The sequence below is a fragment of the Pseudomonas sp. FSL R10-0399 genome (genome assembly GCF_009600165.1).
Taxonomy (GTDB): Bacteria; Pseudomonadota; Gammaproteobacteria; order Pseudomonadales; family Pseudomonadaceae; genus Aquipseudomonas; species Aquipseudomonas helleri.
Window position 1 is genome coordinate 1 of sequence record NZ_WIWK01000101.1, and the last position, 22735, is coordinate 22735.

A 22735-nucleotide genomic window follows, 5' to 3' on the forward strand; every position below is an offset into this window, starting at 1 on the left:
GGCCAATCCCTCGGCCCTGCTGCTGCCCGCGCTGCCCGAGCCGTTGGCTGATCTGGTCGACGAATTCACCCTGCGCCCCGGCACGGCGCACAGCTATACCGTCGCCAAGGGCCAGTACGTGCAGGTACTGGATGTGGCTGGCCGGCAATGCTCTGACTTTGTCGCGCTGGACCGCAGGGCGCTGGATCGCGGCCTGGAGCTGGACCTCGACCAGACCGTGACCCGCACCCTGAACGGCAGCGCTTACCCGCTGCCCGGCCTGTTTTCGAAATTTTTCGACCGCCAGATGCAACCGATGCTCGAAGTGGTGCAAGACACCGTTGGCCGCCACGACTCCTTCGCCCTGGCCTGCGCGGCACGCTACTACGAAACCCATGGCTATTTTGGGCACGACAACTGCAGCGACAACCTGAGCCGGGTACTCGCCGCGCATGGCATACAACCCCGTGCCGGTTGGCCGGCGATCAATTTCTTCTTTAACACCGGGATCGATGCCCACCAGCACCTGACCCTCGACGAGCCCTGGTCACGCCCCGGCGATTACGTGCTGCTACGGGCCATGACCGACCTGGTGTGTGGCAGCACGTCCTGCCCGGACGACATCGACCCGGCAAACGGCTGGAACCCGACGGACATTCATGTCCGCATCTACAGCGAAAAGGAGCGTTTTTCCATCGCCATGAGCACTCGAGCAACGGCGGATGCCGACCCGATCCTGACCCGCGAAAGCGCATTCCACGGGCGTACCCGCGCCCTCACCAGCAGTTTTGTCGACTACCGCAACTGGTGGCTGCCACTGCGCTACGACGGCTACGGCGCCATCGAGGAATACCTCGGCTGCCGCGAGCGGGTAGCGGTGATGGACCTCACCGCCCTGCGCAAATTCGAAATCCTCGGGCCGGACGCCGAAGCCTTGTTGCAGTACTGCCTGACCCGCGACGTGCGGCGCCTGGCAATCGGCCAGGTGGTGTATTCAGCCATGTGCCACGAACACGGCGGCATGCTCGACGACGGCACTCTGCTGCGGCTGGGCCAGGACAATTTTCGCTGGATCTGCGGCGAGGACTACGCCGGCGTCTGGTTGCGTGAACAAGCACTAAAACTGGGCATGAAAGTCTGGATCAAGTCCGCCAGCGAGCAGATTCACAACCTCGCCGTACAAGGTCCGCGCAGCCGCGAGCTGCTGCAACAGATGGTCTGGACCCCGCCCGGCCAGCCAAGCATTGAAACCCTGGGCTGGTTCCGCTTTCTGGTGGGCCGCCTGGACGGTTACGACGGCTGCCCGCTGATGATTTCACGCACCGGCTACACCGGCGAACTGGGCTTTGAGGTCTGGTGCCAGCCCGAAGATGCCGAGCGCGTCTGGGACTGGATCTGGGCGCTGGGCCAACCCTTGGGCATCGTCCCGTTGGGCCTGGAAGCACTGGACATGTTGCGCATCGAAGCCGGTCTGATTTTTGCCGGGTATGAATTCAGCGATCAGACCGATCCGTTTGAAGCCGGGATCGGTTTTTCAGTGCCGCTTAAAAGCAAAACCGATGACTTTATCGGCCGCGACGCCCTGCTGCGCCGCAGCGCACACCCCACGCACAAGCTGGTGGGCCTGCACCTGAGCGGCAACGAAGGCGCACACCACGGCGACCCGGTCTACCGTGGCCGGGCCCGGGTCGGGGTGGTCACCAGCGCCTGCCGCTCACCGCTGCTGGGCAGCAACATTGCTTTGTGCCGGGTGGATGTGGCGTGCAGCGAAGCCGGTACTGAGCTGGAAGTTGGAAAAGTCGATGGCCTGCAGAAGCGCATCAGCGCCACGGTCAGCGCAGCGATCTTCTATGACCCGGACAAGAGCCGCGTCCGTAGCTGATCGACGAACGTCACCCCACTTTGCCTGCCCCACTACCACGCAATACAGACATGGGATCAAGAAAATGGAAGCGACTACGTTCGAGGCCGTACCGCAGTCCGCCCGTTCAGTGGGCAGCCTGCAGCGAAAAATCGATTGGCGAGGGGCGTTTTGGGTCGCCAGTGGCGTGCCGGCGCTGGTGCTGTTCACCATCGGCGCCATTGCCGCAACGGTGGGCAAACCGGCCTGGATTGTGTGGATCGTGTCGATACTGTTCGGGTTTATCCAGGCCTTCACTTACGCCGAAATTGCCGGATTGTTCCCGCATAAATCCGGAGGCGCTTCGGTGTATGGCGCCGTGGCCTGGGTGCGCTACAGCAAGCTGATTGCCCCGGTGTCGGTGTGGTGCAACTGGCTGGCCTGGTCGCCGGTGCTGTCCATCGGCTCGGGGCTGGCCGCAGGCTATATTCTGACGGCGCTGTTTCCGGCCGATTCGCTGATCAACACCTGGCAACTGACCCTGCTCGATCTGGGCTGGGTCAAAAGCGGGCTGTCGTTGCGCATCAACGCCACCTTCGCCATCGGCCTGTTGATTCTACTGACGGTGTTTGCCGTGCAGCACGGCGGCATTCTGCGCTCGGCACGCCTGACCCTGGTGCTGGGCATGACCTCGCTGATTCCGCTGCTGCTGGTCGGCGTGGTTCCGCTGTTTACCGGCGACACCCTGCAGGCCAATTTCTTCCCGCTCTACCCGCTGGCCCACGATGCAGCCGGACAAGTGGTCGACGGCAGCTGGAACATGTCCGGCTGGACCCTGATGGCGGGCGGGCTGTTCATGGCCGCCTGGTCGACTTACGGTTTTGAAACGGCAGTGTGCTACACCCGCGAATTCAAGGACCCGAAACGCGACACCTTCAAGGCGATTTTTTACGCGGGCGTGCTGTGTATCTTCGTCTTCACCCTGGTCCCGCTGGCATTTCAGGGCAGCCTCGGGCTGGGCCAACTGGTGACACCGGCGGTGCTTGATGCCAGCGGTGCGGTGGTTACCCCGGCGGTCTACAGCGGCCTGCTGTCCCCTGCCATCTACAGCGGCATGGGCGTCGGCCAAGTGATGGCCGACAGCATCGGTGGCGGCAAGCTGGTGGCCAACATCGTGCTGATCATGCTGGTGCTCGCCACTTTGCTGGCGATCATGACCTCCATGTCAGGCTCGTCGCGCACCCTGTACCAGGCGTCGGTAGACGGCTGGCTGCCGAAATACCTGGGCCGCACCAATGAACATGGGGCGCCGACAGCGGCCATGTGGACCGACCTGGGTTTCAACCTGCTGTTGTTATTGATGTCGGACTACGTGTTCGTGCTGGCGGCATCCAACGTCAGCTACATCATCTTTAACTTCCTCAACCTCAATGCCGGCTGGATCCACCGCATGGACCGCCCGGACTGGGCCCGCCCGTACAAGGCGCCCACCCTGCTGCTGGCCGCCGGTGGCGTGCTGAGTTTCGTCAACCTGGCCTGCATGGGCCTGGGCGCCGACATTTGGGGCGCGGGCACACTGCTGACCGGGCTGCTGCTGGCGCTGCTGATCCTGCCGGTGTTTTGCTTCCGCCATTACCTGCAGGACAAAGGGCGCTTCCCCGAAGCCATGCTCAACGACCTCTATATCGAGGCCGACTCGGGTCAAAAACGCGCGGGCTGGTTGCCCTACGCCACGTTGATCGCGGGTGTGCTCGTGGTCTATGGCTGCCATCAACTGGCGGTGATCTGACGTTTACGGCTGGAGCATCAGGGCACGTCCCTGATGCTCCAGCCCTTTTTAAACCTCAAGACAACGGTGATTCGATTGACCCCTTCAGCCCAGACACACGCCCGCATCATCGACGGCAAAGCCCTGTCGGCGCAGGTTCTCGACGAGGTTCGCGAAGACGTCCGCGCCCTCGCCGCACAACAGATTTACCCGGCACTGGCGGTCCTGCTGATCGGCCAGGACCCCGCCAGCGAAGTCTACGTGCGCAACAAGTTGCTGCGCGCCAAAGACGTCGGCATCCGCTCGCTGGAGCACCGCCTGCCCGACAACGTCAGCCAGCAGCAGGTGCTGCAACTGATCCAGCGCCTCAACGCCGACCCGGGCGTGAACGGCATTCTGGTGCAACTGCCGTTACCTGCGCACATCAATGAACAAGCGGTGATCCAGGCCATTGCGCCGATCAAGGACGTAGACGGGTTTCATCGTGAAAACGTTGGCGGGCTGGTGCAAGGCGACGAGGTCCTCACACCCTGCACGCCCAGCGGTTGCATGCGCCTGCTGCACGAAACCCTCGGTGACCTGAGCGGCCTGCATGCCGTGGTGGTGGGTCGCTCCAATATTGTCGGAAAGCCCATGGCGACCTTGCTGTTGCAGGCCAATTGCAGCGTCAGTGTGGTGCATTCGCGCAGCGTCGATGCTGCGGCGCTGTGCCGTCTGGCGGATATCGTGGTCGCGGCCGTGGGCAGGCCGCAGATGATCGATGCCCGCTGGCTCAAGCCGGGCGCTGTGGTGATTGATGTCGGCATCAACCGCATCGACACCAGCAACGGGCCCCGACTGGTGGGCGACGTGGATTTTGAGAGCGCGAGTCGCGTGGCCAGCGCCATCACCCCGGTTCCGGGCGGTGTGGGGCCGATGACCATTGCCTATCTACTGAAAAACACCCTGATCGCCAGTGAACTGCAACGCTCAGAGCGCCCGATCAGCTACCCGGCTGTCGGCTAAAACACCCATTTGTAGTCGCTGCCGAAGGCTGCGATCGGCGACACAGTCGTCGTAAATCAGCAAACGCGCTCATCCAGACAGATTCGGGGGCACAGGTTTCGCGATCGCTGCGCAATCGATCGCAGCCTCGCGGTGCTCGTCAGCGACTACAACCCCGTGGGAGCCGCCTCTTATCACCCCAGTCGTTTAAATAAAGGGGTTGGTGGCGAAAAGGAGTACCCTGCCGTCCGGCTTTTATTTTCCGCCCCAGGACCCTCTATGTTTCCCAACGCTGAACGCTATAACCACTCCACTGAATACGCCAACAAGCTGGTGGACCGCATCGGCCAGACCCCGGCCTGGATTGCCCAGCGCATCGGTGTCACTGAAAAACGCATGCGCTACATTCTCGCCGGTTCGCGCACGATCAAAGGCGATACCACCGAGATCCTGATGAGTTACGCCGAGCAGTTTTGTCTGGAAAGTCTGGCCGCTGAAGCCAAAGCCGCAAAAGACCGTGCTCGCTCCAAAGCCGCGACGCCCGCCAGCGACGCTTAAAACAACCCCATTTGCCCGCCCACCAGCGCGCTGAAGTCATCGTCGACAAACACCAGAATCGCATCGGCCACGGGCTGCAACTGCCGGGTCAGGTAGTGATCGTAGTCGACCTCGGCGGTGCGGTTCTCCAGCGGCTGCGGCCCCGCCACAGTAATGACGTAGCTGATATAGCCGCCATTCTGGTATTGCCGGGGTCGGCCTTGCTGGTCGTTGTATTCGTCTGCCAGCCGCGCCGCGCGCACGTGCGGCGGGACGTTGCGCTCGTAGTCGCTCAACGGCCGGCGCAAGCGTTTGCGGTAGATCAGCCATTCGTCATGCTGGCCCGCCAGGGTGCGCTGCACAAAATCGCGCACGTAATCCTGGTACGGCTGGCGGTTGAAGATGCGCAGGTACAACGCCTGCTGAAACTGTTGCGCCAGCGGCGACCAGTCGCTGCGCACGGCTTCAAGGCCCTTGTAGACCATTTCTGCCTGCCCGTCAGGGCGCATCACCAGCCCGGCATAGCGCTTTTTACTGCCCTCTTCGGCCCCGCGAATGGTCGGCATCAAGAATCGGCGGTAGTGCGTTTCGAATTGCAGTTCCAGCGCGCTGACCAGCCCGTACTCATCGCGGACATGGGCTTGCCACCATTGGTTGACGTGCTGCACCAGTTCACGGCCGATGCGTGCGGCATCGGCTTCGCTGTGCTCGCTGCGCAGCCAGACAAAGGTCGAATCGGTGTCACCGTAGATCACGCTGTAACCCTGCGCTTCGATCAGGGCGCGGGTCTTGAGCATGATTTCATGGCCACGCAGGGTGATTGACGAGGCCAGCCGGGTGTCGAAAAAGCGGCAGCCACTGGAGCCCAGTACCCCATAAAACGAGTTCATGATGATTTTCAGCGCTTGTGACAGCGGTGCGTTTTTCTCGCGCTTGGCCACTTCCCGGCCATTGGCTATCTGCTCGATGATCGCGGGCAAACAATGCCGGGTACGGGAGAAACGCGCGCCACGAAAGCCCGGAACCGAGTGTTCATCGTCAGGCTCTCGCAGCCCTTCGATCAGTCCCAGCGGGTCGATCAAGAACGTGCGGATGATCGATGGATACAGGCTCTTGTAGTCCAGTACCAGCACCGACTCATACAAACCGGGCTGCGACTCCATGACAAAGCCGCCGGGGCTGGCCTGCGGCGGGTTATCGCCGAGGTTCGGGGCAACGTAGCCCTGGCGATGCATCAGCGGCATGTACAAGTGGTAGAACGCCGCCACCGAACCGCCGCTGCGGTCAGCTTCCAGCCCGGTGACCGAGGCACGCTCCAGCAAAAATGTCAGCAGCTCGGTCTTGTGGAAGATGCGCGTCACCAGCTCGCAGTCCTTGAGGTTGTAGCGCGCCAGTGCGGGCTTGTCCTCGGCAAACATGCGGTTGATTTCGTCCATGCGCTGGTAGGGGGTGCTGATGTCCTTGCCTTCACCCAACAAGGTTTGCGCGACGTTTTCCAGGCTGAACGAGGTGAACGACCATGTCGCCGAACGCAGCGATTCGATACCGTCGATGATCAAGCGCCCCGCCGCGCTGGCGAAGTAATGATTGTTGCGCGAGCCGTGCTCACGCCACTGCATTTCGCTGCCCCCACGCCCCAACAGCAACGGGATACCCAGGCGTCGGGCATGTTCGTGCAAGATGCGCATATCGAACTGCACCACGTTCCAGCCAATGATCGCGTCAGGGTCGTGCAGCGCCATCCAGTGGTTCAGGCGCAGCAACAGGTCGCCACGGGTGGCGCAAAACTCGAGGTCGAAATCCACCGGGGTGTCGGCGTCCGTCGCCTTGCCCAGCATGTACACCTGGCGCTGACCACAACCTTCGAGGGCAATCGAATACAGGTCGCCCTGGGCGCTGGTTTCAATGTCCAGCGAGACCAGTTTTAAACGCGGTCGGTAGTCCGGGTGCGGTTTCATCCGCGTATCCAGCAGCGGGCCATCCGTTTGGGGCTGGCCGCTAAAACTCACCGGGGCGGTGATAAAACGCTCCATCAAAAAGCGTTCAGGTGGCCGAATATCGGCCTCGAACACCTCAACCCCGGCGCGGCGCAGGCGCTGGGCGATGTCGATCAATTGCCCATGCTGCTGGCTGTAAAGGCCCAGCACCGGCCGCGAGTGGAAGTCGCGCAGGGCCAGCTCACGCAACTCAATATTGCGCTCATCCTGCACCAGCGCTTCGACCTGGCCACGTTGCGCCTGCGGCATAAACGCGACAGACGTCTGCACCGGCAGGCGCACGTGCTGCGGCCCGTCATCGGTGGCCAGCCAGAACTCCACTTCAACCCCTGACGGCGTATCGCGCCAATGCCGGGTCAGTACAAAGCCATGTCTCAGCACAACAAGGTGCGCCTTACAAACACGTGGCAACCATGGCCAAACGGCGCAACGCAGCGCTGTCGTTTGGCTGCTTGGCGTAATAGCTCAAGGCGGTGCCGGTGCCCTGCGGCTGCAGGTCGACAAACGACTCGGCGCCACGGGTATAGACCGTCAAACGACCGGATTTGTCTTTGTCGATATAGGCACTGGCATCCACCCCGAACACACCCTCGTCTTCCCAGGTGAACTTGATGCACTCGGCCACCTTCGGCGTCTCTTTGTCAGAGATCAGGGTCCGCGTGGGGGCCTGGTTGCGGGCTTCATTCATCGCCGGTGAGACACACCCCGCCAGCAAGGCCAGGCCTACAGCGCCAATCAGCATTCGCATTGAATATCCCCTCAAAAAAAGTCGCCCACGATAGCACGCGGGTACAACGGATTCATTGACTGACAGCCACACCACAACACATACGATGACCTGATAGCACTTTTTAAAACTGTGCGTTTCTCAACGGACTTACGCGGACGTAAAAGTGGCGATCCGCTTATAGAAATCACCGTCCCCGGGGCTTTTTATAACTGATTGGTTTGATTGAGGCATTGCGAGGTGAAAACTCAAGTCATATGATGTCTGTCAACTTGATTCGCCCAGCCCTGACTCTAATTCTAATAAGGACCATGCCATGACTGCCGAACACCCTCATCACGCCAGCAAAACGCCCGTGGTCACCAGCCTCCAGGTCATTCCGGTGGCTGGCCACGACAGCATGTTGCTCAACCTCAGCGGTGCCCACGGGCCTTTCTTTACCCGCAACATCGTGATCCTCAAGGACAGCAGTGGCAATGTCGGCGTGGGTGAGGTGCCGGGCGGTGAACGCATCCGGGAAACCCTGGAGGACGCCCGCAGCCTGGTGGTCGGCCAGGCCATCGGCAACTACCAGCGCGTGCTCAACAGCATGCGCAGCACCTTCGCTGCCCGTGATGCCGGTGGCCGTGGCCTGCAAACCTTTGACCTGCGCATCACCATTCACGCCGTGACAGCCATGGAGTCTGCCCTGCTCGATCTGCTTGGCCAGTTCCTTGAGGTGCCGGTGGCAGCCTTGCTAGGTGAAGGCCAGCAGCGGGATGCGGTGAAGATGCTCGGCTACCTGTTTTATATCGGCGACCGCCAGCAAACCGATCTGGGATACCGCACTGAAGACAGCGCCGATGACTGGTTCCGCCTGCGCAATGAACACGCCATGACCCCCGAAGCCGTGGTGCGACTGGCTGAAGCCGCGCAGGCCAAATATGGCTTTAACGACTTCAAGCTCAAGGGTGGCGTGCTTCGCGGCGCTGAAGAAATCGAAGCCGTAACCGCCCTGGCCGAACGCTTCCCCAACGCGCGTATCACCCTTGACCCCAACGGCGCGTGGTCGCTCAAGGAAGCCATCGCCCTGTGCCGCGACCAGCATAAAGTGCTGGCCTATGCCGAAGACCCGTGCGGCGCCGAAAACGGCTATTCCGGGCGCGAAGTGATGGCCGAGTTCCGCCGCGCCACCGGCCTGCCGACCGCCACCAACATGATCGCCACCGATTGGCGCGAAATGGGCCATGCGATCCAGTTGCAATCGGTCGACATCCCGCTGGCCGACCCGCATTTCTGGACCATGCAAGGCTCGGTGCGGGTCGCGCAAATGTGCCACGAATGGGGCCTGACCTGGGGCTCGCACTCCAACAACCACTTTGATATTTCGCTGGCCATGTTCACCCAGGTCGCTGCCGCCGCGCCCGGCGAGATCACCGCCATTGATACCCACTGGATCTGGCAGGACGGCCAGCACCTGACCCGCGACCCGCTGCAGATCATTGACGGAGAGATCCAGGTGCCGGCCAGACCCGGCCTCGGCGTGGAAATCGACATGGACGCCGTCGCCAAGGCCCACGAGTTGTACAAAGGCATGGGCCTCGGCGCACGGGACGACAGCATCGCCATGCAATACATGATTCCCGGCTGGAAATTCGATAACAAAAAACCGTGTCTGGTGCGCTGAGCCGCGCTGCACGCACGCCTAATAAGTAAGGATTGAACACATGTCGACTGTTACAGGCCACAACTTTATCGCCGGTCGCCGCAGCGCCGCAGGCACCACCCTCCTTCAAAGCCTTGATGCGACCACGGGCGAAGCCCTGCCTTATCACTTTTATCAAGCTACCGCCGAAGAGGTCGACCTGGCCGCCCAGGCCGCCGATGAAGCCTTTGCGAGCTTCCGCCAACTGAGCCCCGAGCGCCGCGCCGAGTTCCTCGACGCCGTCGCCGATGAAATCGACCAGTTGGGTGACGATTTTGTCGCGCTGGTCTGCCGTGAAACTGCGCTGCCGGCCGGGCGCATTCAAGGAGAGCGTGGCCGCACCAGCGGGCAGATGCGCCTGTTTGCCAAGGTTTTGCGGCGTGGTGACTTTTTAGGCGCACGCATTGACTTGGCGCTGCCGGATCGCAAGCCGCTGCCCCGCGTAGACCTGCGCCAATATCGGATTGGTGTAGGGCCGATTGCGGTGTTCGGCGCGAGCAACTTTCCGCTGGCGTTTTCAACGGCGGGTGGCGATACCGCCGCGGCCTTTGCCGCAGGCTGCCCGGTAGTGTTCAAGGCCCACAGCGGGCACATGGCGACCGCCGATCAGGTTGGTTGCGCGATTATCCGCGCCGCCGAAAAAACCGGCATGCCCAAAGGCGTGTTCAACATGATTTTTGGCGCAGGCGTCGGCGAGCCGCTGGTCAAGCACCCGGCTATCCAGGCCGTGGGCTTTACCGGGTCGCTGCATGGCGGCAATGCCCTGAGCAAAATGGCCGCCGAGCGCGAACAGCCGATCCCGGTGTTTGCCGAGATGTCGAGCATCAACCCGGTCATCCTCCTGCCTCAAGCCCTGGCAGCACGCGCGGCCAGCATCGCCAAAGACCTGGCCGCATCGGTGACCTTGGGCGGCGGCCAGTTCTGCACCAATCCGGGCTTGGTCATCGGCGTGCGCTCGCCTGAGTTCACCGGGTTTGTGCAACAACTGACCCAATACATGAGCGAACAGGCGCCGCACACCTTGCTCAATGCCGGTGGCCTGCGCAATTACGCCAAGGGCGTCGAGCAGTTGATCAATCACGCGGGCATCAGCCATCTGGCGGGGCACGCACAGAGCGGCACGCAAGCGCAGCCACAACTATTCAAGGCCGATGTTAGCCTGCTGCTGGACAAGGACCCGTTGCTGCAAGAAGAAGTGTTTGGCCCGGCGACCTTGATCATCGAAGTGGCTGATGACGCGCAGTTAAAAGAGGCCTTGCTGGCCTTGCGCGGGCAACTGACTGCCACCCTGATTGGCGAACCGGGCGACCTGCAGCACTATCAGTGGCTGGTGCCGATCCTTGAACAAAAGGTCGGGCGTATTCTGGTCAACGGCTACCCGACCGGCGTCGAAGTGTGCGATGCCATGGTCCACGGCGGCCCTTACCCGGCCACTTCGGATGCTCGCGGCACGTCGGTGGGTTCACTGGCGATTGATCGCTTCCTGCGCCCGGTGTGCTACCAGAACTACCCGGACGCCCTGCTTCCCGCAGCGTTGCAAAACAGCAACCCGCTGGGCTTGCAGCGCTTGGTCAATGGCGAGTGGAGTGCGCGGGTGATCGATTAAAAGATCACTCTGTAGGAGCGAGCTTGCCTCGCGATCTTTTGATCTTTTAAAGATCGCGAGGCAAGCTCGCTCCTACAGTTTTGATGTACAGGCCAAATTTCAGGCAAAAAAAAGCCCAAGTAGCTGATGGAAACTTGGGGCTTAAAAATGCATAAACCGTGGTAGGTGAACGCAGGGCGATAATACCCCAGTGTTACGACAGGTAACAAGAAATTTTGCGCGATTTTTCTCCGGGCGGTACTGACCCAAATCAATAAACGCTATTCGAAGCCGAACAATGCCCGTGGCGCTTCAACCAACAGTGCATGCCTGACCTGCGTCGAGCACTCCAGCGCGTCCAACTGTTGGACCACCGAGGTATAGCCGACACGCTCTTCGTGTTGCGTATGCGGCCAGTCGCTGCCCCACACCAACCGCTCTGGACCCAAGCTTTGCTGCAACAGGCGCAACGCCGCCCTGGCGAAATCGATGTTCTGTTGCTCAGTCCCGGCCAGTCGATAAATGCCCGAGACTTTCATCCACACCTGCCCGCCCTGCCCCAGTTCAAGCATCTGGTGAAAGCCCGGCTGTTCTAGCCCCAGCCGTGCATCCGGGCGACCGAAGTGATCGATGACCACCTTGATCCCGAACGGCTTGAGTTGCCGGAGCAAACCCGGCAAGTCTTCAACCTGACGGTGCAGTTCGATGTGCCAGCCTAACGCCGCGATATTGCCTAAAAATGCTTTCCAGACCGGCTGGTTAAAATCAGGCAGTGCACAGCCCATCAGGTTCAAGCGTGCGCCCACCACGCCCTGGCCAGCTAGCTCACGCATCTGCGCCCGTTCAGTGCCGGGGTCCAGCACCACGACCCCGCGCAAGTGTTGCGGCGCTTGCTTGAGCGCCGCCAGCAGGTAGCGGTTGTCAGTGCCGAGAAAACTCGGCTGCACCAGCACGCCATGGCTGAAGCCATTGGCCTGCAATTGGCTCTGGTACTGCGCCAGAGTGGCGTCGTAGCCCGGGGTATAGCGCCGTGCGGCCGCCAGGCTCAGTTCGCGACTGAACACATGAGCGTGGGAATCAATGCCGCTAATCGGCGTAAAGCGGGTATCAGGCATGTCGTTCATCTATCAAAAGTAATGGGTATCAGGCACGTGCGGTGTCGTTGCTGCTACCACTGGCCGGTTGTGCCTGGTTGGGCGCTTCAAGGTTGCGGCCACGGGTTTCCGGCAGGCACAGGGCGGCAATCACTGCCACGCCATAGGCAATCCCGGCGTCGATACCAATCGCCGAGCCCAGGGACATGGACTCACTCATGTGCCCGACCAAAAACGGGAACACCGCCGACAACACGCGCCCGAAGTTGTAGCAAAAGCCGACACCGGCGCCGCGCACATCCGCCGGGTACAGTTCGTTGAACAGCGCCCCGAGGCTGGCCGGAATCCCGGCCGCGAAAAAGCCCAGCGGGAAGCCGAGGAACAGCATTTGCGTATTGCTCAGGGGCAGAAAGACGTAGCACTGCACGGTGATCACGCAGCACAGGGCGAACAGGATGATATTTTTGCGTCGCCCGATGCGGTCGATCAAAAAGCCGCTGACCACGCAGCCGCACCAGAAGGCCGCAATGATCACCGCCAGATAACCGCCCGAGTTCAACACCGACAGGTTGCGCTCGGTTTTCAGGAAGGTCGGCAACCAGGTCATGACCGCGTGGTAGCCGCCGTGGGCACCGAGGCCCAACAGCCCGCCAAACAAGGTCACGCGCAGCAGTTCAGGGCGAAAAATACCCGACAGCGATTTGAAGAAGCTTGGCGGGATGGCGTTTTCTTTTTGCAGACGCTGAAAGCTGTCGGGCTCTTGCACGTTGCGACGTACCCAGATGATCAGCAGCGACGGCAGCAGCCCGACCAGGAACATCACTCGCCAGGCCATGTCTTGCGGCACCAGCGAATAGATCAGCGTAAACACCCCGACGGCCAGGCCCCAGCCTACGGCCCAGGCACTTTGCACGGTGCCCATGACCTTGCCGCGATAGTTCGGGTTAATGGTTTCGGCCATCAGCACCGCGCCCGCAGCCCACTCGCCGCCGATACCAAAGCCTTGCAGCGCCTTGACGATCAACAGTTGGTTGAAGCCGGTGACAAAAGCCGAGAGAAAGGTGAAGAACGAAAACCACAGGATCATCCACTGCAACGTGCGCACTCGCCCGTAGCGGTCGGACAACGTGCCGCCCACCCAGCCGCCGATGGCCGAGGTCACCAGGGTCACGCCGCTGATCAGGCCGGCGTCGCCCTTGGTCAAGGCGAAAGCGGCAATCAGTGCCGGAATCGCCAGACCAAACATTTGTACTTCCAAAGCGTCGAGCGACCAGCCACCGAAGCAGGCCCAGAACGTTTTGCGTTCCCGTGAAGTGATCTGACGATACCAACTGAACATGTTTTTTATCCTTATAAGTCAAACGCAAGGCGGCCGAATGCGGACTGTGCCGCCGTCAGGCCAGTCAAAAGCAACACACAAAAAAGCCCCCGGTCCGCAGGCAGCGGGCCGAAGGCCTGGGGTTAGCGGATGTCCACGCTGTAACGGAAGTGCTCGGCATGCCCGCGCGAGCGCCGCCATTCCAGCGGCGTACCGGCGTAATCACGGGCCAGGCGCTCAATCACCACCACCGGGCTGTTGACCGGCACTTGCAGCAGGCGCGCGTACACGTCATTGACCGATTCGGCGGTCAGGGTCTCTTCCGCACGGGCGACGACCTGAGCGCAAACATCTTCATAGATGGGATAGAGCAACGGCCCCTGCTGGCTCAAGTCGAGCTGCAGCAAGGGCGCAAACAGTGCGTGAGGGAGCCAGATTTCTTCGGCCAGCACCGGCTGCTCATCCAGCAAACGCACGCGCATGATACGAATGACCTGCGCATCGGCGGGCAAGCCCAAGGCTTGAGCCACGGCCGAAGGCGCGGCGACCGGCTCGACTGAGAGGATGCGGCTCTGCGGCACCTTGCGCTCACCGGCAGCGGTTTGAAAACGGAAAAAACGAAACAGCGACGACTGAAACTGAGGCCGCCGAATAAACGTCCCGCGACCTTGCTGGCGCTCCAGAATGCCCTCGCTGACCAGCGCATCAATGGCTTTGCGCACGGTGCCGGTTGAGAGCAGGTATTGCGCCGACAGCGCGGCCTCAGTCGGGATCGCCTCCCCCGGACGCCAGCGATTTTGCGCGATCTGCTCCGCCAAATGATCACGCAAGCGTTGGTACTGCGGCAGGCGGGTATCACCGGATAGAGAATTCATTGACCTTATTCACCTTGTTATCTAGTCATATATATGAATATTGGTGGCGAGTATTTCTCCGGACGGGTTGGCTGTCAAGCACCGAATGGCGGCGGGCGCTGTCAGGCACCCGCACGTTTGAAGCAGGGCTTATTCGAACACGGGGCGGAAGAAGCTGCGCTCGTAGCTGAGGATGCAGCGGTTGTCTTCGGCCAGCTTGAACGCGGCGATGCATTCGGCATCGGTCTTGGAGCGCTCACGATAGTCTTCGTAGGCGGTCAAGCTGGGGAAGGTAAACATCGCCAGGGCAATATTGTTAGCCCCTTCCGAAGGCAGGAAATAACCGTGATGGGTGCCGCCGAATTTCTCCACCAGCGGGATCCAGATGCGTGCATACGCTTCGAATTCTGCCAGCTGGTAGGGGTCGATCACATAACGCAGGTAACACGTAACCATTTCATCGTTCCTTTGAAGGGTAGAGTCTATTCAGCACGCCCATCGTGATAACCACCGCAGGGATCATCAGCAGCACGGGGTTGAAGGGTATCGGGATAAACAGCGTGGTCAGCCATGCGATAAAAAAGCCTGCGGCGACCAGACCAAAAAGCCAGGTCGGGATCCGCTTTCCGAAGCGTTCACACGCCTGATTGAAGCGCTTAAACCATTGCATCTAAACAACATCCTTGTGAATCAGCCCGCAGAATACGACAAAAACTGACGCTATCTATATTGATCAATCACATAACACTGTGGGAGCGGGCTTGCTCGCGATGGCAACACCTCGGCCATGCGGGTACACCGCATCAATCCAATCGCGAGCAAGCCCGCTCCCACCCTGCCTCTATTTGTGAATGGAGACAATCGTCGCTTTGCTGCCTTCCAGGCGGAAGCTGAACGCCACGTTGTCACCCACCGCCAGCCCGGCCAATTGCGCATCGGTCACGGCAAAGCCCATGGTCATGGGCGGCCATTGCAAAGCCGGGACCGGGCCGTGGGCCAGGGTCACGGTGTGCCTGGCCGGATCAATCGCCTTGATCACGCCTTCGGCGCTGGCAGCCGGTGCTTGCTGCTGAGCCTGCATGCCGTCCATTGGCATGCCCGACATGTCTTCTGCATGGGCCGCAACACTGAACGCGGCAACAAGACTGGCTACGACTACGAGAGGGAATTTCATAGGGGGGTTCCTTGAGAAGGTTGGGTTTCAACAGGTAAATGGCGACGGCGCATCACGCGGTACGCCGCCGGGATAACAAACAGGGAAAGCAGAGGCGCGGTGAGCATGCCGCCGACCATGGGCGCCGCGATGCGGCTCATGACTTCACTGCCGGTGCCGCCGCCCAGCAAGATCGGCAACAGACCGGCAATGATCACGGCCACGGTCATCGCCTTGGGCCGCACACGTTGCACGGCGCCTTCGCGAATGGCGGCAACCAGCCCTTGCTCGCTGCCCTCGCCCGCCAGCTGGCGCTCGGCCCAGGCGTTTTTCAGGTACAGCAGCATGATCACGCCGAACTCGGCAGACACCCCGGCCAGGGCGATAAACCCGACCCCGGTGGCCACTGACAAGTTGAAGCCCAGCAGGTACAAGAACCACACGCCCCCCGTGAGGGCAAAGGGCAAGGTCGCCATGATCAACAGGGCTTCGTCGAAACGGCTGAAGGTCAGGTACAGCAGCACAAAGATGATCAGCAAGGTCGCGGGCACGACCAGCTTGAGCCGTGCGTTGGCCCGCTCAAGGTATTCAAACTGCCCCGAGTAATTCACGCTCATGCCAGGTTGCAAGTGCACCTGCTCGCTGATGGCCTGGCGCAAATCCCTCACCACCGATGCCAAATCGCGGTCGCGCACGTCGATATACACCCAGCCCGAAGGCCGCGCGTTTTCACTTTTGAGCATCGGCGGGCCCTCGCTGATGCGCACAGTGGCCACGGTGCCGAGGGTGATCTGGCTGCCCTGCGGGGTGTAGATCGGCAACTGTTGCAGAGCACTCAGCGAGTCCCGCCAGGCACGCGGGTACCGCACGCTGATGGGAAAGCGCGCCCGCCCTTCGATGGTTTCACCAACATTTTCACCGCCAATGGCCCCGGCCACAATCGCCTGTACATCGGCAATGTTGAGCCCGTAACGGGCCGCTGCTGCACGGTCGATATCGACGTCAATGTAACGCCCGCCCGTGAGCCGTTCAGCCAGCGCCGAGCTGACTCCCGGCACGCCCTTGGCCACGCGCTCTATGGCTTGGGCAACGCTGTCGATTGCGGCCAGATCACCGCCGTTGACCTTGACTCCGATGGGGCTCTTGATCCCGGTGGCGAGCATGTCGAGGCGGTTGCGGATCGGCGGCACCCACAGGTTGGTCAGCCCCGGCACCCGCACCACATGGTCCAGTTCCTCCACCAGCTTTTTCGGGGTCATACCGGGACGCCATTGCTCGCGGGGCTTGAACGCGATGGTGGTTTCAAACATCTCCAGCGGCGCCGGGTCGGTGGCGCTTTCGGCGCGACCGGCCTTGCCCGACACATGGGCAACTTCCGGCACGGTCTTGATCAACCGGTCGGTGAGTTGCAGAAGTTGCGCGGCCTTTTGCGCCGACAACCCCGGCAGCGCTGAGGGCATGTACAGCAAATCCCCTTCATCCAGCGGCGGCAGAAACTCCCCGCCCAGCCGCGACATCGGCCATAAGGCGCTGACGAACACCAGCAAGGCAACCGCCAGAGTGGTTTTCGGACGGCGCAATACCGCGTCCAGCGCCGGTTGATATAGCCGGATCAAACCACGGTTGAGCGGGTTCTTTTTTTCGTCGGGGATGGGCCCGCGAATCCAGTAGCCCATCAGCACCGGCACCAAGGTCACCGACAACCCGGCAGCCGCGGCCATCGACCAGGTTTTGGTGAACGCCAGCGGGCCGAACAACCGCCCTTCCTGCGCCTCCAGGGTGAACACCGGGATAAACGACAAGGTGATGATCAGCAGGCAAAAGAATAACGCTGGCCCGACTTCCGTGGCGGCCTGGGTGACCACCTGCCAGTGCTGGGCACCCTTCAGTTCTTCACCGGGATGCGCGTGGTGCCAGGCTTCGATTTTTTTATGGGCGTTCTCGATCATCACCACCGCCGCATCGATCATGGCGCCGATGGCAATCGCGATACCGCCCAGCGACATGATGTTGGCGTTGATGCCCTGGTAGCGCATCACAATAAAGGCCATCAACACCCCCACCGGCAGCGAGATGATCGCCACCAGCGAGGAGCGCAGATGCCACAGAAAGACCCCGCACACCAGCGCCACCACCAGGAACTCTTCCAGCAGTTTGTGGCTGAGGTTGTCCACCGACCGATCAATCAATTGGCTGCGGTCGTAGGTGGTAACGATCTCTACACCCGCGGGCAGGCTGGCTTTCAGCTCATCGAGCTTTTGCTTGACGGCAGCAATGGTCTCGCGAGCGTTTTTGCCGCTGCGCAGAATCACCACGCCGCCCACGGCCTCGCCTTGACCGTCGAGTTCTGAAATACCCCGGCGCAATTCCGGCCCCAGTTGAATGTTTGCCACGTCGCCCAGCGTGACCGGTACCGCACCGGTGCCGAGCTTGAGCGGGATTGCCCGGAAGTCCTCCAGGGTCTTGAGGTAGCCCGACGCCCGCACCATAAATTCGCTTTCGGCCATGGTCAGCACCGCGCCGCCGGTTTCCTGGTTGGCCTTGCCGATGGCCTCAGTGACTTCTGCCTGAGTAATGCCCAGCGCAGCCATTTTCAGGGGATCGAGTTGCACCTGATACTGCTTGACCATCCCGCCCACGGTCGCCACTTCCGCCACATTGGGCAGGGTTTTGAGTTCGAACTTGAGAAACCAGTCCTGCAGAGCGCGCAATTGTGCGAGGTCATGCTTACCACTGCGGTCCACTAGCGAGTACTGATAAATCCAGCCCACCCCCGTGGCATCCGGACCCAGCGCCGGTTTGGCGCTGGCGGGCAAGCGGCCTTGAATCTGGCTCAGGTACTCCAGCACCCGCGAGCGCGCCCAATACAGGTCGGTGCCGTCTTCAAACAACACATAGACAAAGCTGTCGCCGAAAAACGAATAGCCACGCACGGCCTTGGCGCCGGGCACCGAGAGCATGGTGGTGGTCAACGGGTAAGTAACCTGGTTTTCGACAATCTGCGGGGCTTGCCCAGGGTACGGCGTGCGGATAATCACCTGCACATCGGACAAATCCGGCAGGGCATCAATCGGCGTGTTTTGCACCGACCAGATGCCCCACGCCGTCACAAACAACGTCGCCAGCAACACCAGCATCCGGTTGCCGACAGACCAGCGAATCAGCGCGGCAATCATGGCTGGCTCCCGGTTGGCAGGTTTGGCGCCAGCGGCGTGACGTCCAGCCCCTTGAGGCTGGCCTCGGAGTCAAGCAGGAACTGGCCTGAACTCACTACCTGCTGGCCTTCTTGCAGCCCTTGCAGGATGGCGGTCTGGCCATCGTTTTCAGACCCGGTACGCACCTCAACCGGGCGGTAATGCCCGCCCTCCTCAGCCAGCATGACCAAGGCTTGATGGCCGGTGCGAATCACCGCTTCGCCGGGCACCCACAACACATGCTGATCGATGCCCTGCTCAAGGCTGACCTGCGCGGTCAACCCCGGTCGCAGCCGTGCACCGGGGTTCGCCAGCTCGACCCGCACCTGCAACGTGCGGCTGTCGGCGTTGGTTTGCGGCAGGATCGCGCTGACCGTGCCCTTGAACACTTCCCCGGCAAAGGCCGGTAAACGTGCCTCGACGGTTTGCCCCGGCGCAACGGCTGCGGCTTGCGCCTCGGGTACCGCCACGGTCAGCCAGACGCTGCCCAGGCCATTGACCTGGGCCAGGGTTTCACCTAGTGCCAAGGTCATGCCCTGACGCACATTCAACGTCTGCAACACGCCGCCCACCGGGCTGGTGACGGTCAACACCGGCTGCACCTTGCCACTGCGCTCGACCTGCGCAATCAGTGCTGGCGGCATGCCCGTGAGGCGCAGACGCTGACGCGCCGCCGCCAGCAGCGCGGAATCACCCACGCGTTTGAGCGCCAGAAACTCTTCCTGCGCCGCCGCCCATTCCGGCACCAAAACATCCGCCAGCGCAGCTTCGGGTTTGAGCACATCACCGGGCGCAAGATTGTAGACACGCTCGACAAAGCCCGGCGTGCGCGCCTGAATCACGGCCACATCACGCTCATTGAAGCCCAGCACCCCGGACGCCATGACACGGGTCGCCAACATGCCGCGACCGACCGTGGCCAGGCGCACACCGAGATTTTCGGTCTGCCCCGGATCAACCCGCAGCGTTTGCGCGTCGGCTTTATCGTCGGCGTACTGCGCCACCAATTGCATGTCCATAAAAGGCGACTTGCCCGGTTTATCGAACTTTTGCTGCGGGAACATCGGGTCATACCAGTACAGCGCCTTGGGCGCGCTGGCTGCCATTGACGGCGCCATGCCGGTGTCACGGGGTTGCCCTGCCCACCAGCCTGCTGCCACGCCCAACGCCAGCGCAGCGACTACCAGCCCGGTTACTTTGGTTTTATTAAATGTCATGTGCGCCTTCCCCATAAGCGAAATACAGACGGGCATTGACCGCTGCGCGCTGCTCTTCAACGTCCACCTGTTTGAGGCGGGCCTGGATCAACTCGCGACGTGCCGTGACCAGCGCATTCAGATCACCTTTGCCTGCGCGGTAACTGGCCATGCTCAACGCGACCTTCTCTTGGGCCAGCGGAATCAGGCTGTCCTGACCGCGTTGCACGGCACGGTTAAGGCGCTGAAAATCGGCCAGGTCATCGTCCAGTTGCCGGGTATGCTCGCGGGTCATGTCTTCGCGCTCGGCATCCAACTGATCAAGGTCGGCTTGCCGGGCGGCAATCACCGGGTTTTGTCGGCGACCGGGAAATATCGGTAAATCCCAGGAAAACTGCACGCTGACCATGTCACCGAATTGCTGCCCACGGTGTTGGTAGTCGAGTTCCCAACTCCAGTCCGAGTGCTTCTGGGCCTCAGCCTCATGCAGCTTGGCTTGCGCCTCGCGGGTCATGGGTTCAAAGGCCGCGAGCTGCGGATGGTGCTGCACGTTATGGGTGTACATCCCGCCTTCGACCGGCCATTCGGGCAAGCGCCCAAACGGCGTATCGTTGCCCGCCGGGCCAATCCAGCGCTTGAGTGCGGCATGGGCCTGGGCACGCTGTTGCTGCAACTCATCCTGCTGCTCAGCCAACAATGCAGCTTCCTGTTTGGGGGTCACGGCATCAGAGGGTTGCGCGCGGCCGCCCGCAATCGCCGCACGCACGGCATCGCCAAACAGGCGATTTTCAGAGTAGAAATCCTTAAACAGCGCGTCTTTGCGCTCCACTGAATAACTGTTGATCCACGCCAATGCGGTGGCTTGACGCACATTCAGCCGCGCCACCCGGCGCTGGGCAATGGCGGTGTCCACAGCGGCATCGGCCACTTCAATGCGCGCCTTGCGCTTCTCGCTATTGGGCATGTCCTGACGGATGCCGACCATTTGCATGGTCATGAAATCGCGGTCCAGGCTGCCGCGATCGGGGCCGCCCACCGGGAAGTTCTGCACCCCCAGCACCAGTTTTGGGTCCGGTAATTCGCCCGCCGGGATCGCGGCACTGCTGGCCGCTTGCACGCTGGCATTTTGGGCCGCCAGCGCAGGCGCCGTATTGTCGGCCAGGCGTAGCGCTTCATCGAGGGTCAGGCCACCCGCGAAACTCGGCCACGCCAGCACACTTGCCACCAGGCCGACGCATACGCGCAAGCCAGTGCCAAAGCACATGGGTTTCATGTTTTAGATTCCTGTGAAGATCCCGTGCACGCTGCAAACACAGCGCGCAACTGTGCCTCGCGCTAATGCGCAAGACGGTTCAAAGAGGGACAGGAATCAAACCCGTGGCGGGCGCCACACCCCGGACGGGGCGGAAGTGGGTACGGCATCGCTGAACAGCGCCAGCGTGAGCGGATTGGGCAAGGAAAGTGCGGGCTTGATGACCGAAATTTGCAACATCGTCCCGGTTTTGCATTCCTGGCCGGGTTTGCACGACTTGCCATGTTCGGACGGCGCCTTGCTGTCGTCGCAGCAGTCCATGCCCATGTCGTTCATCATCTTCATGCCCAACACTTGCATGGGGCACGGGTCTGCCGGTGCCTGCACACCCGCCATCCCACTCAAGGGAAGCGCGAGGCTCAGGACAAAAATAAGACAAAGCCGCAGATAGCGTTTCATGGGGCGCGAGTTTAATCGTTAAAAATGACGGTTACAATTAGCCGACTCGCGCTATCAGAGCGTGCTGGAATTAAGCGCAGATTATGTTCAGCGTTTTATTCGGTAGACGCGAGCCGCTTAATAATTACGGATAAATATCGATTAACGAAAACGGTTTCGCTAAGCTGCACACAGTCCACATCCACCCTTAACCTTCGGCGGTGAGCGCATGATCGAAGTTACTGAAGTTTCCATTGCCCAACTGCGTGAAGCGCTCGATTCGGGCCAGACCACCGCGGTTGAGCTGGTCAAGTCGTACCTTGCACGCATCGAGGCCTATGACGGCCCGCAAACGCCGACCGCGCTGAACGCGCTGGTGGTGCGCAACCCCGAAGCCCTTAAAGAAGCCGAAGCGTCGGACGCCCGTCGCGCCAAGGGTGAAGCCCTCGGCCCGCTGGACGGGATCCCCTATACCGCCAAGGACAGTTACCTGGTCAAGGGCCTGACAGCCGCGTCCGGCAGCCCGGCTTTTAAAGACCTGATCGCTTATCGCGATGCGTTCACCATTGAACGTTTACGCGCCGCCGGGGCCATTTGCCTGGGCAAAACCAATATGCCGCCCATGGCCAACGGCGGCATGCAACGCGGCGTGTATGGCCGCGCCGAAAGCCCGTACAACGCTGACTACTTGACTGCGCCCTTCGCCTCCGGCTCGTCCAATGGTGCTGGCACGGCCACCGCTGCGAGTTTCTCGGCGTTTGGGCTGGCCGAAGAAACCTGGTCCAGCGGGCGCGGTCCGGCGTCCAACAACGGCCTGTGCGCGTACACGCCATCTCGCGGAGTGATTTCAGTGCGCGGTAACTGGCCGCTGACACCAACCATGGACGTGGTCGTGCCCTATGCCAGAACCATGGCCGACCTGCTGCAAGTGCTCGATGTGGTGGTTGCCGAAGACCCGGACACCCGTGGCGACCTCTGGCGCATGCAGCCTTGGGTGCCGCTGCCGAGCGTTGAATCCGTGCGCCCGGCGTCGTACCTGGATTTGGCCGCCAGCGCTGAATCCCTGGCCGGCAAGCGCTTTGGCGTGCCGCGCATGTACATCAATGCCGACCCGCTGGCCGGCACCGCAGAAAAC

The 22735-nt window shown here is 61.4% G+C and carries 19 protein-coding genes; 7 read left to right on the top strand and 12 right to left on the bottom strand.

The features are described 5' to 3' along the window. The 4 genes from GHO41_RS22860 to GHO41_RS22875 all read left to right on the top strand — a co-directional run. Positions 1–1861: DUF1989 domain-containing protein (locus GHO41_RS22860; RefSeq protein ID WP_153434737.1), on the top strand; the 1861-nt coding region annotated here is incomplete at its 5' end. A gap of 64 nt (positions 1862–1925) precedes the next feature. Further along, entirely contained in the window at positions 1926–3608 is a 1683-nt protein-coding gene (locus GHO41_RS22865) for an APC family permease (RefSeq protein ID WP_048369132.1), read from the top strand. Positions 3609–3641: 33 nt separating this feature from the next. Next, a complete protein-coding gene (gene folD, locus GHO41_RS22870) occupies positions 3642–4592 on the top strand; it encodes a bifunctional methylenetetrahydrofolate dehydrogenase/methenyltetrahydrofolate cyclohydrolase FolD (protein ID WP_048369133.1) in 951 nt (316 codons plus the stop codon). 258 nt (positions 4593–4850) lie between these two features. Beyond that, on the top strand, positions 4851–5129 hold the full coding sequence (locus tag GHO41_RS22875; protein ID WP_048369134.1) for a hypothetical protein: 279 nt from the start codon (positions 4851–4853) through the stop codon (positions 5127–5129). Here GHO41_RS22875 and GHO41_RS22880 read toward each other — a convergent pair. Together GHO41_RS22880 and GHO41_RS22885 are read right to left on the bottom strand one after the other, a co-directional pair. Then, on the bottom strand, positions 5126–7486 hold the full coding sequence (locus tag GHO41_RS22880; RefSeq protein ID WP_371929002.1) for a DNA polymerase II: 2361 nt from the start codon (positions 7484–7486) through the stop codon (positions 5126–5128). The two genes, GHO41_RS22875 and GHO41_RS22880, sit on opposite strands and share 4 nt — an antisense overlap. A 13-nt stretch (positions 7487–7499) precedes the next feature. Continuing rightward, positions 7500–7853, bottom strand: coding sequence for a hypothetical protein (locus GHO41_RS22885; RefSeq protein WP_153434738.1), 354 nt, complete (start codon positions 7851–7853; stop codon positions 7500–7502). A gap of 295 nt (positions 7854–8148) precedes the next feature. Here GHO41_RS22885 and gudD point away from each other — a divergent pair, with 295 nt between their 5' ends. Together gudD and GHO41_RS22895 are read left to right on the top strand one after the other, a co-directional pair. After that, complete coding sequence (gudD, locus tag GHO41_RS22890) at positions 8149–9498, top strand: glucarate dehydratase (protein ID WP_153434739.1); 1350 nt, start codon at positions 8149–8151, stop codon at positions 9496–9498. Between the two features lie 40 nt (positions 9499–9538). Further along, positions 9539–11122, top strand: a complete 1584-nt coding sequence (locus GHO41_RS22895; RefSeq protein ID WP_153434740.1) for an aldehyde dehydrogenase (NADP(+)) — start codon at positions 9539–9541, stop codon at positions 11120–11122. A gap of 260 nt (positions 11123–11382) precedes the next feature. On the opposite strand, the gene GHO41_RS22900 is transcribed toward GHO41_RS22895, so the two are convergent. The 10 genes from GHO41_RS22900 to GHO41_RS22945 all read right to left on the bottom strand — a co-directional run bounded on the left by GHO41_RS22900 (position 11383) and on the right by GHO41_RS22945 (position 21621). Continuing rightward, complete coding sequence (locus GHO41_RS22900) at positions 11383–12216, bottom strand: amidohydrolase (protein ID WP_153434741.1); 834 nt, start codon at positions 12214–12216, stop codon at positions 11383–11385. 28 nt (positions 12217–12244) lie between these two features. Further along, on the bottom strand, positions 12245–13534 hold the full coding sequence (locus GHO41_RS22905; protein WP_153434742.1) for an MFS transporter: 1290 nt from the start codon (positions 13532–13534) through the stop codon (positions 12245–12247). Positions 13535–13656: 122 nt separating this feature from the next. Next, positions 13657–14388, bottom strand: coding sequence for a GntR family transcriptional regulator (locus GHO41_RS22910; RefSeq protein ID WP_153434743.1), 732 nt, complete (start codon positions 14386–14388; stop codon positions 13657–13659). A 129-nt stretch (positions 14389–14517) separates the two neighbouring features. Then, positions 14518–14823, bottom strand: coding sequence for an NIPSNAP family protein (locus GHO41_RS22915; protein WP_048369143.1), 306 nt, complete (start codon positions 14821–14823; stop codon positions 14518–14520). A gap of 1 nt (position 14824) precedes the next feature. After that, entirely contained in the window at positions 14825–15037 is a 213-nt protein-coding gene (locus GHO41_RS22920) for a hypothetical protein (protein ID WP_153434744.1), read from the bottom strand. A 171-nt stretch (positions 15038–15208) separates the two neighbouring features. Then, the gene (locus GHO41_RS22925; protein WP_153434745.1) at positions 15209–15541 is read right to left on the bottom strand and encodes a copper-binding protein; all 333 of its coding nucleotides are present in this window, start codon (positions 15539–15541) and stop codon (positions 15209–15211) included. Beyond that, entirely contained in the window at positions 15538–18696 is a 3159-nt protein-coding gene (locus GHO41_RS22930) for an efflux RND transporter permease subunit (RefSeq protein ID WP_153434746.1), read from the bottom strand. Before GHO41_RS22930 ends, GHO41_RS22925 begins: the two co-directional genes overlap by 4 nt. Next, complete coding sequence (locus tag GHO41_RS22935; protein ID WP_053225213.1) at positions 18693–19931, bottom strand: efflux RND transporter periplasmic adaptor subunit; 1239 nt, start codon at positions 19929–19931, stop codon at positions 18693–18695. Before GHO41_RS22935 ends, GHO41_RS22930 begins: the two co-directional genes overlap by 4 nt. Beyond that, complete coding sequence (locus GHO41_RS22940; RefSeq protein ID WP_153434747.1) at positions 19921–21183, bottom strand: TolC family protein; 1263 nt, start codon at positions 21181–21183, stop codon at positions 19921–19923. The genes GHO41_RS22935 and GHO41_RS22940 overlap by 11 nt, the downstream gene beginning before the upstream one ends. Before the next feature lie 96 nt (positions 21184–21279). Further along, on the bottom strand, positions 21280–21621 hold the full coding sequence (locus tag GHO41_RS22945; protein WP_048369148.1) for a hypothetical protein: 342 nt from the start codon (positions 21619–21621) through the stop codon (positions 21280–21282). Positions 21622–21829: 208 nt separating this feature from the next. On the opposite strand from GHO41_RS22945, the gene GHO41_RS22950 reads away from it, so the two are divergent. Beyond that, positions 21830–22735: amidase (locus tag GHO41_RS22950; protein WP_153434748.1), on the top strand; the 906-nt coding region annotated here is incomplete at its 3' end.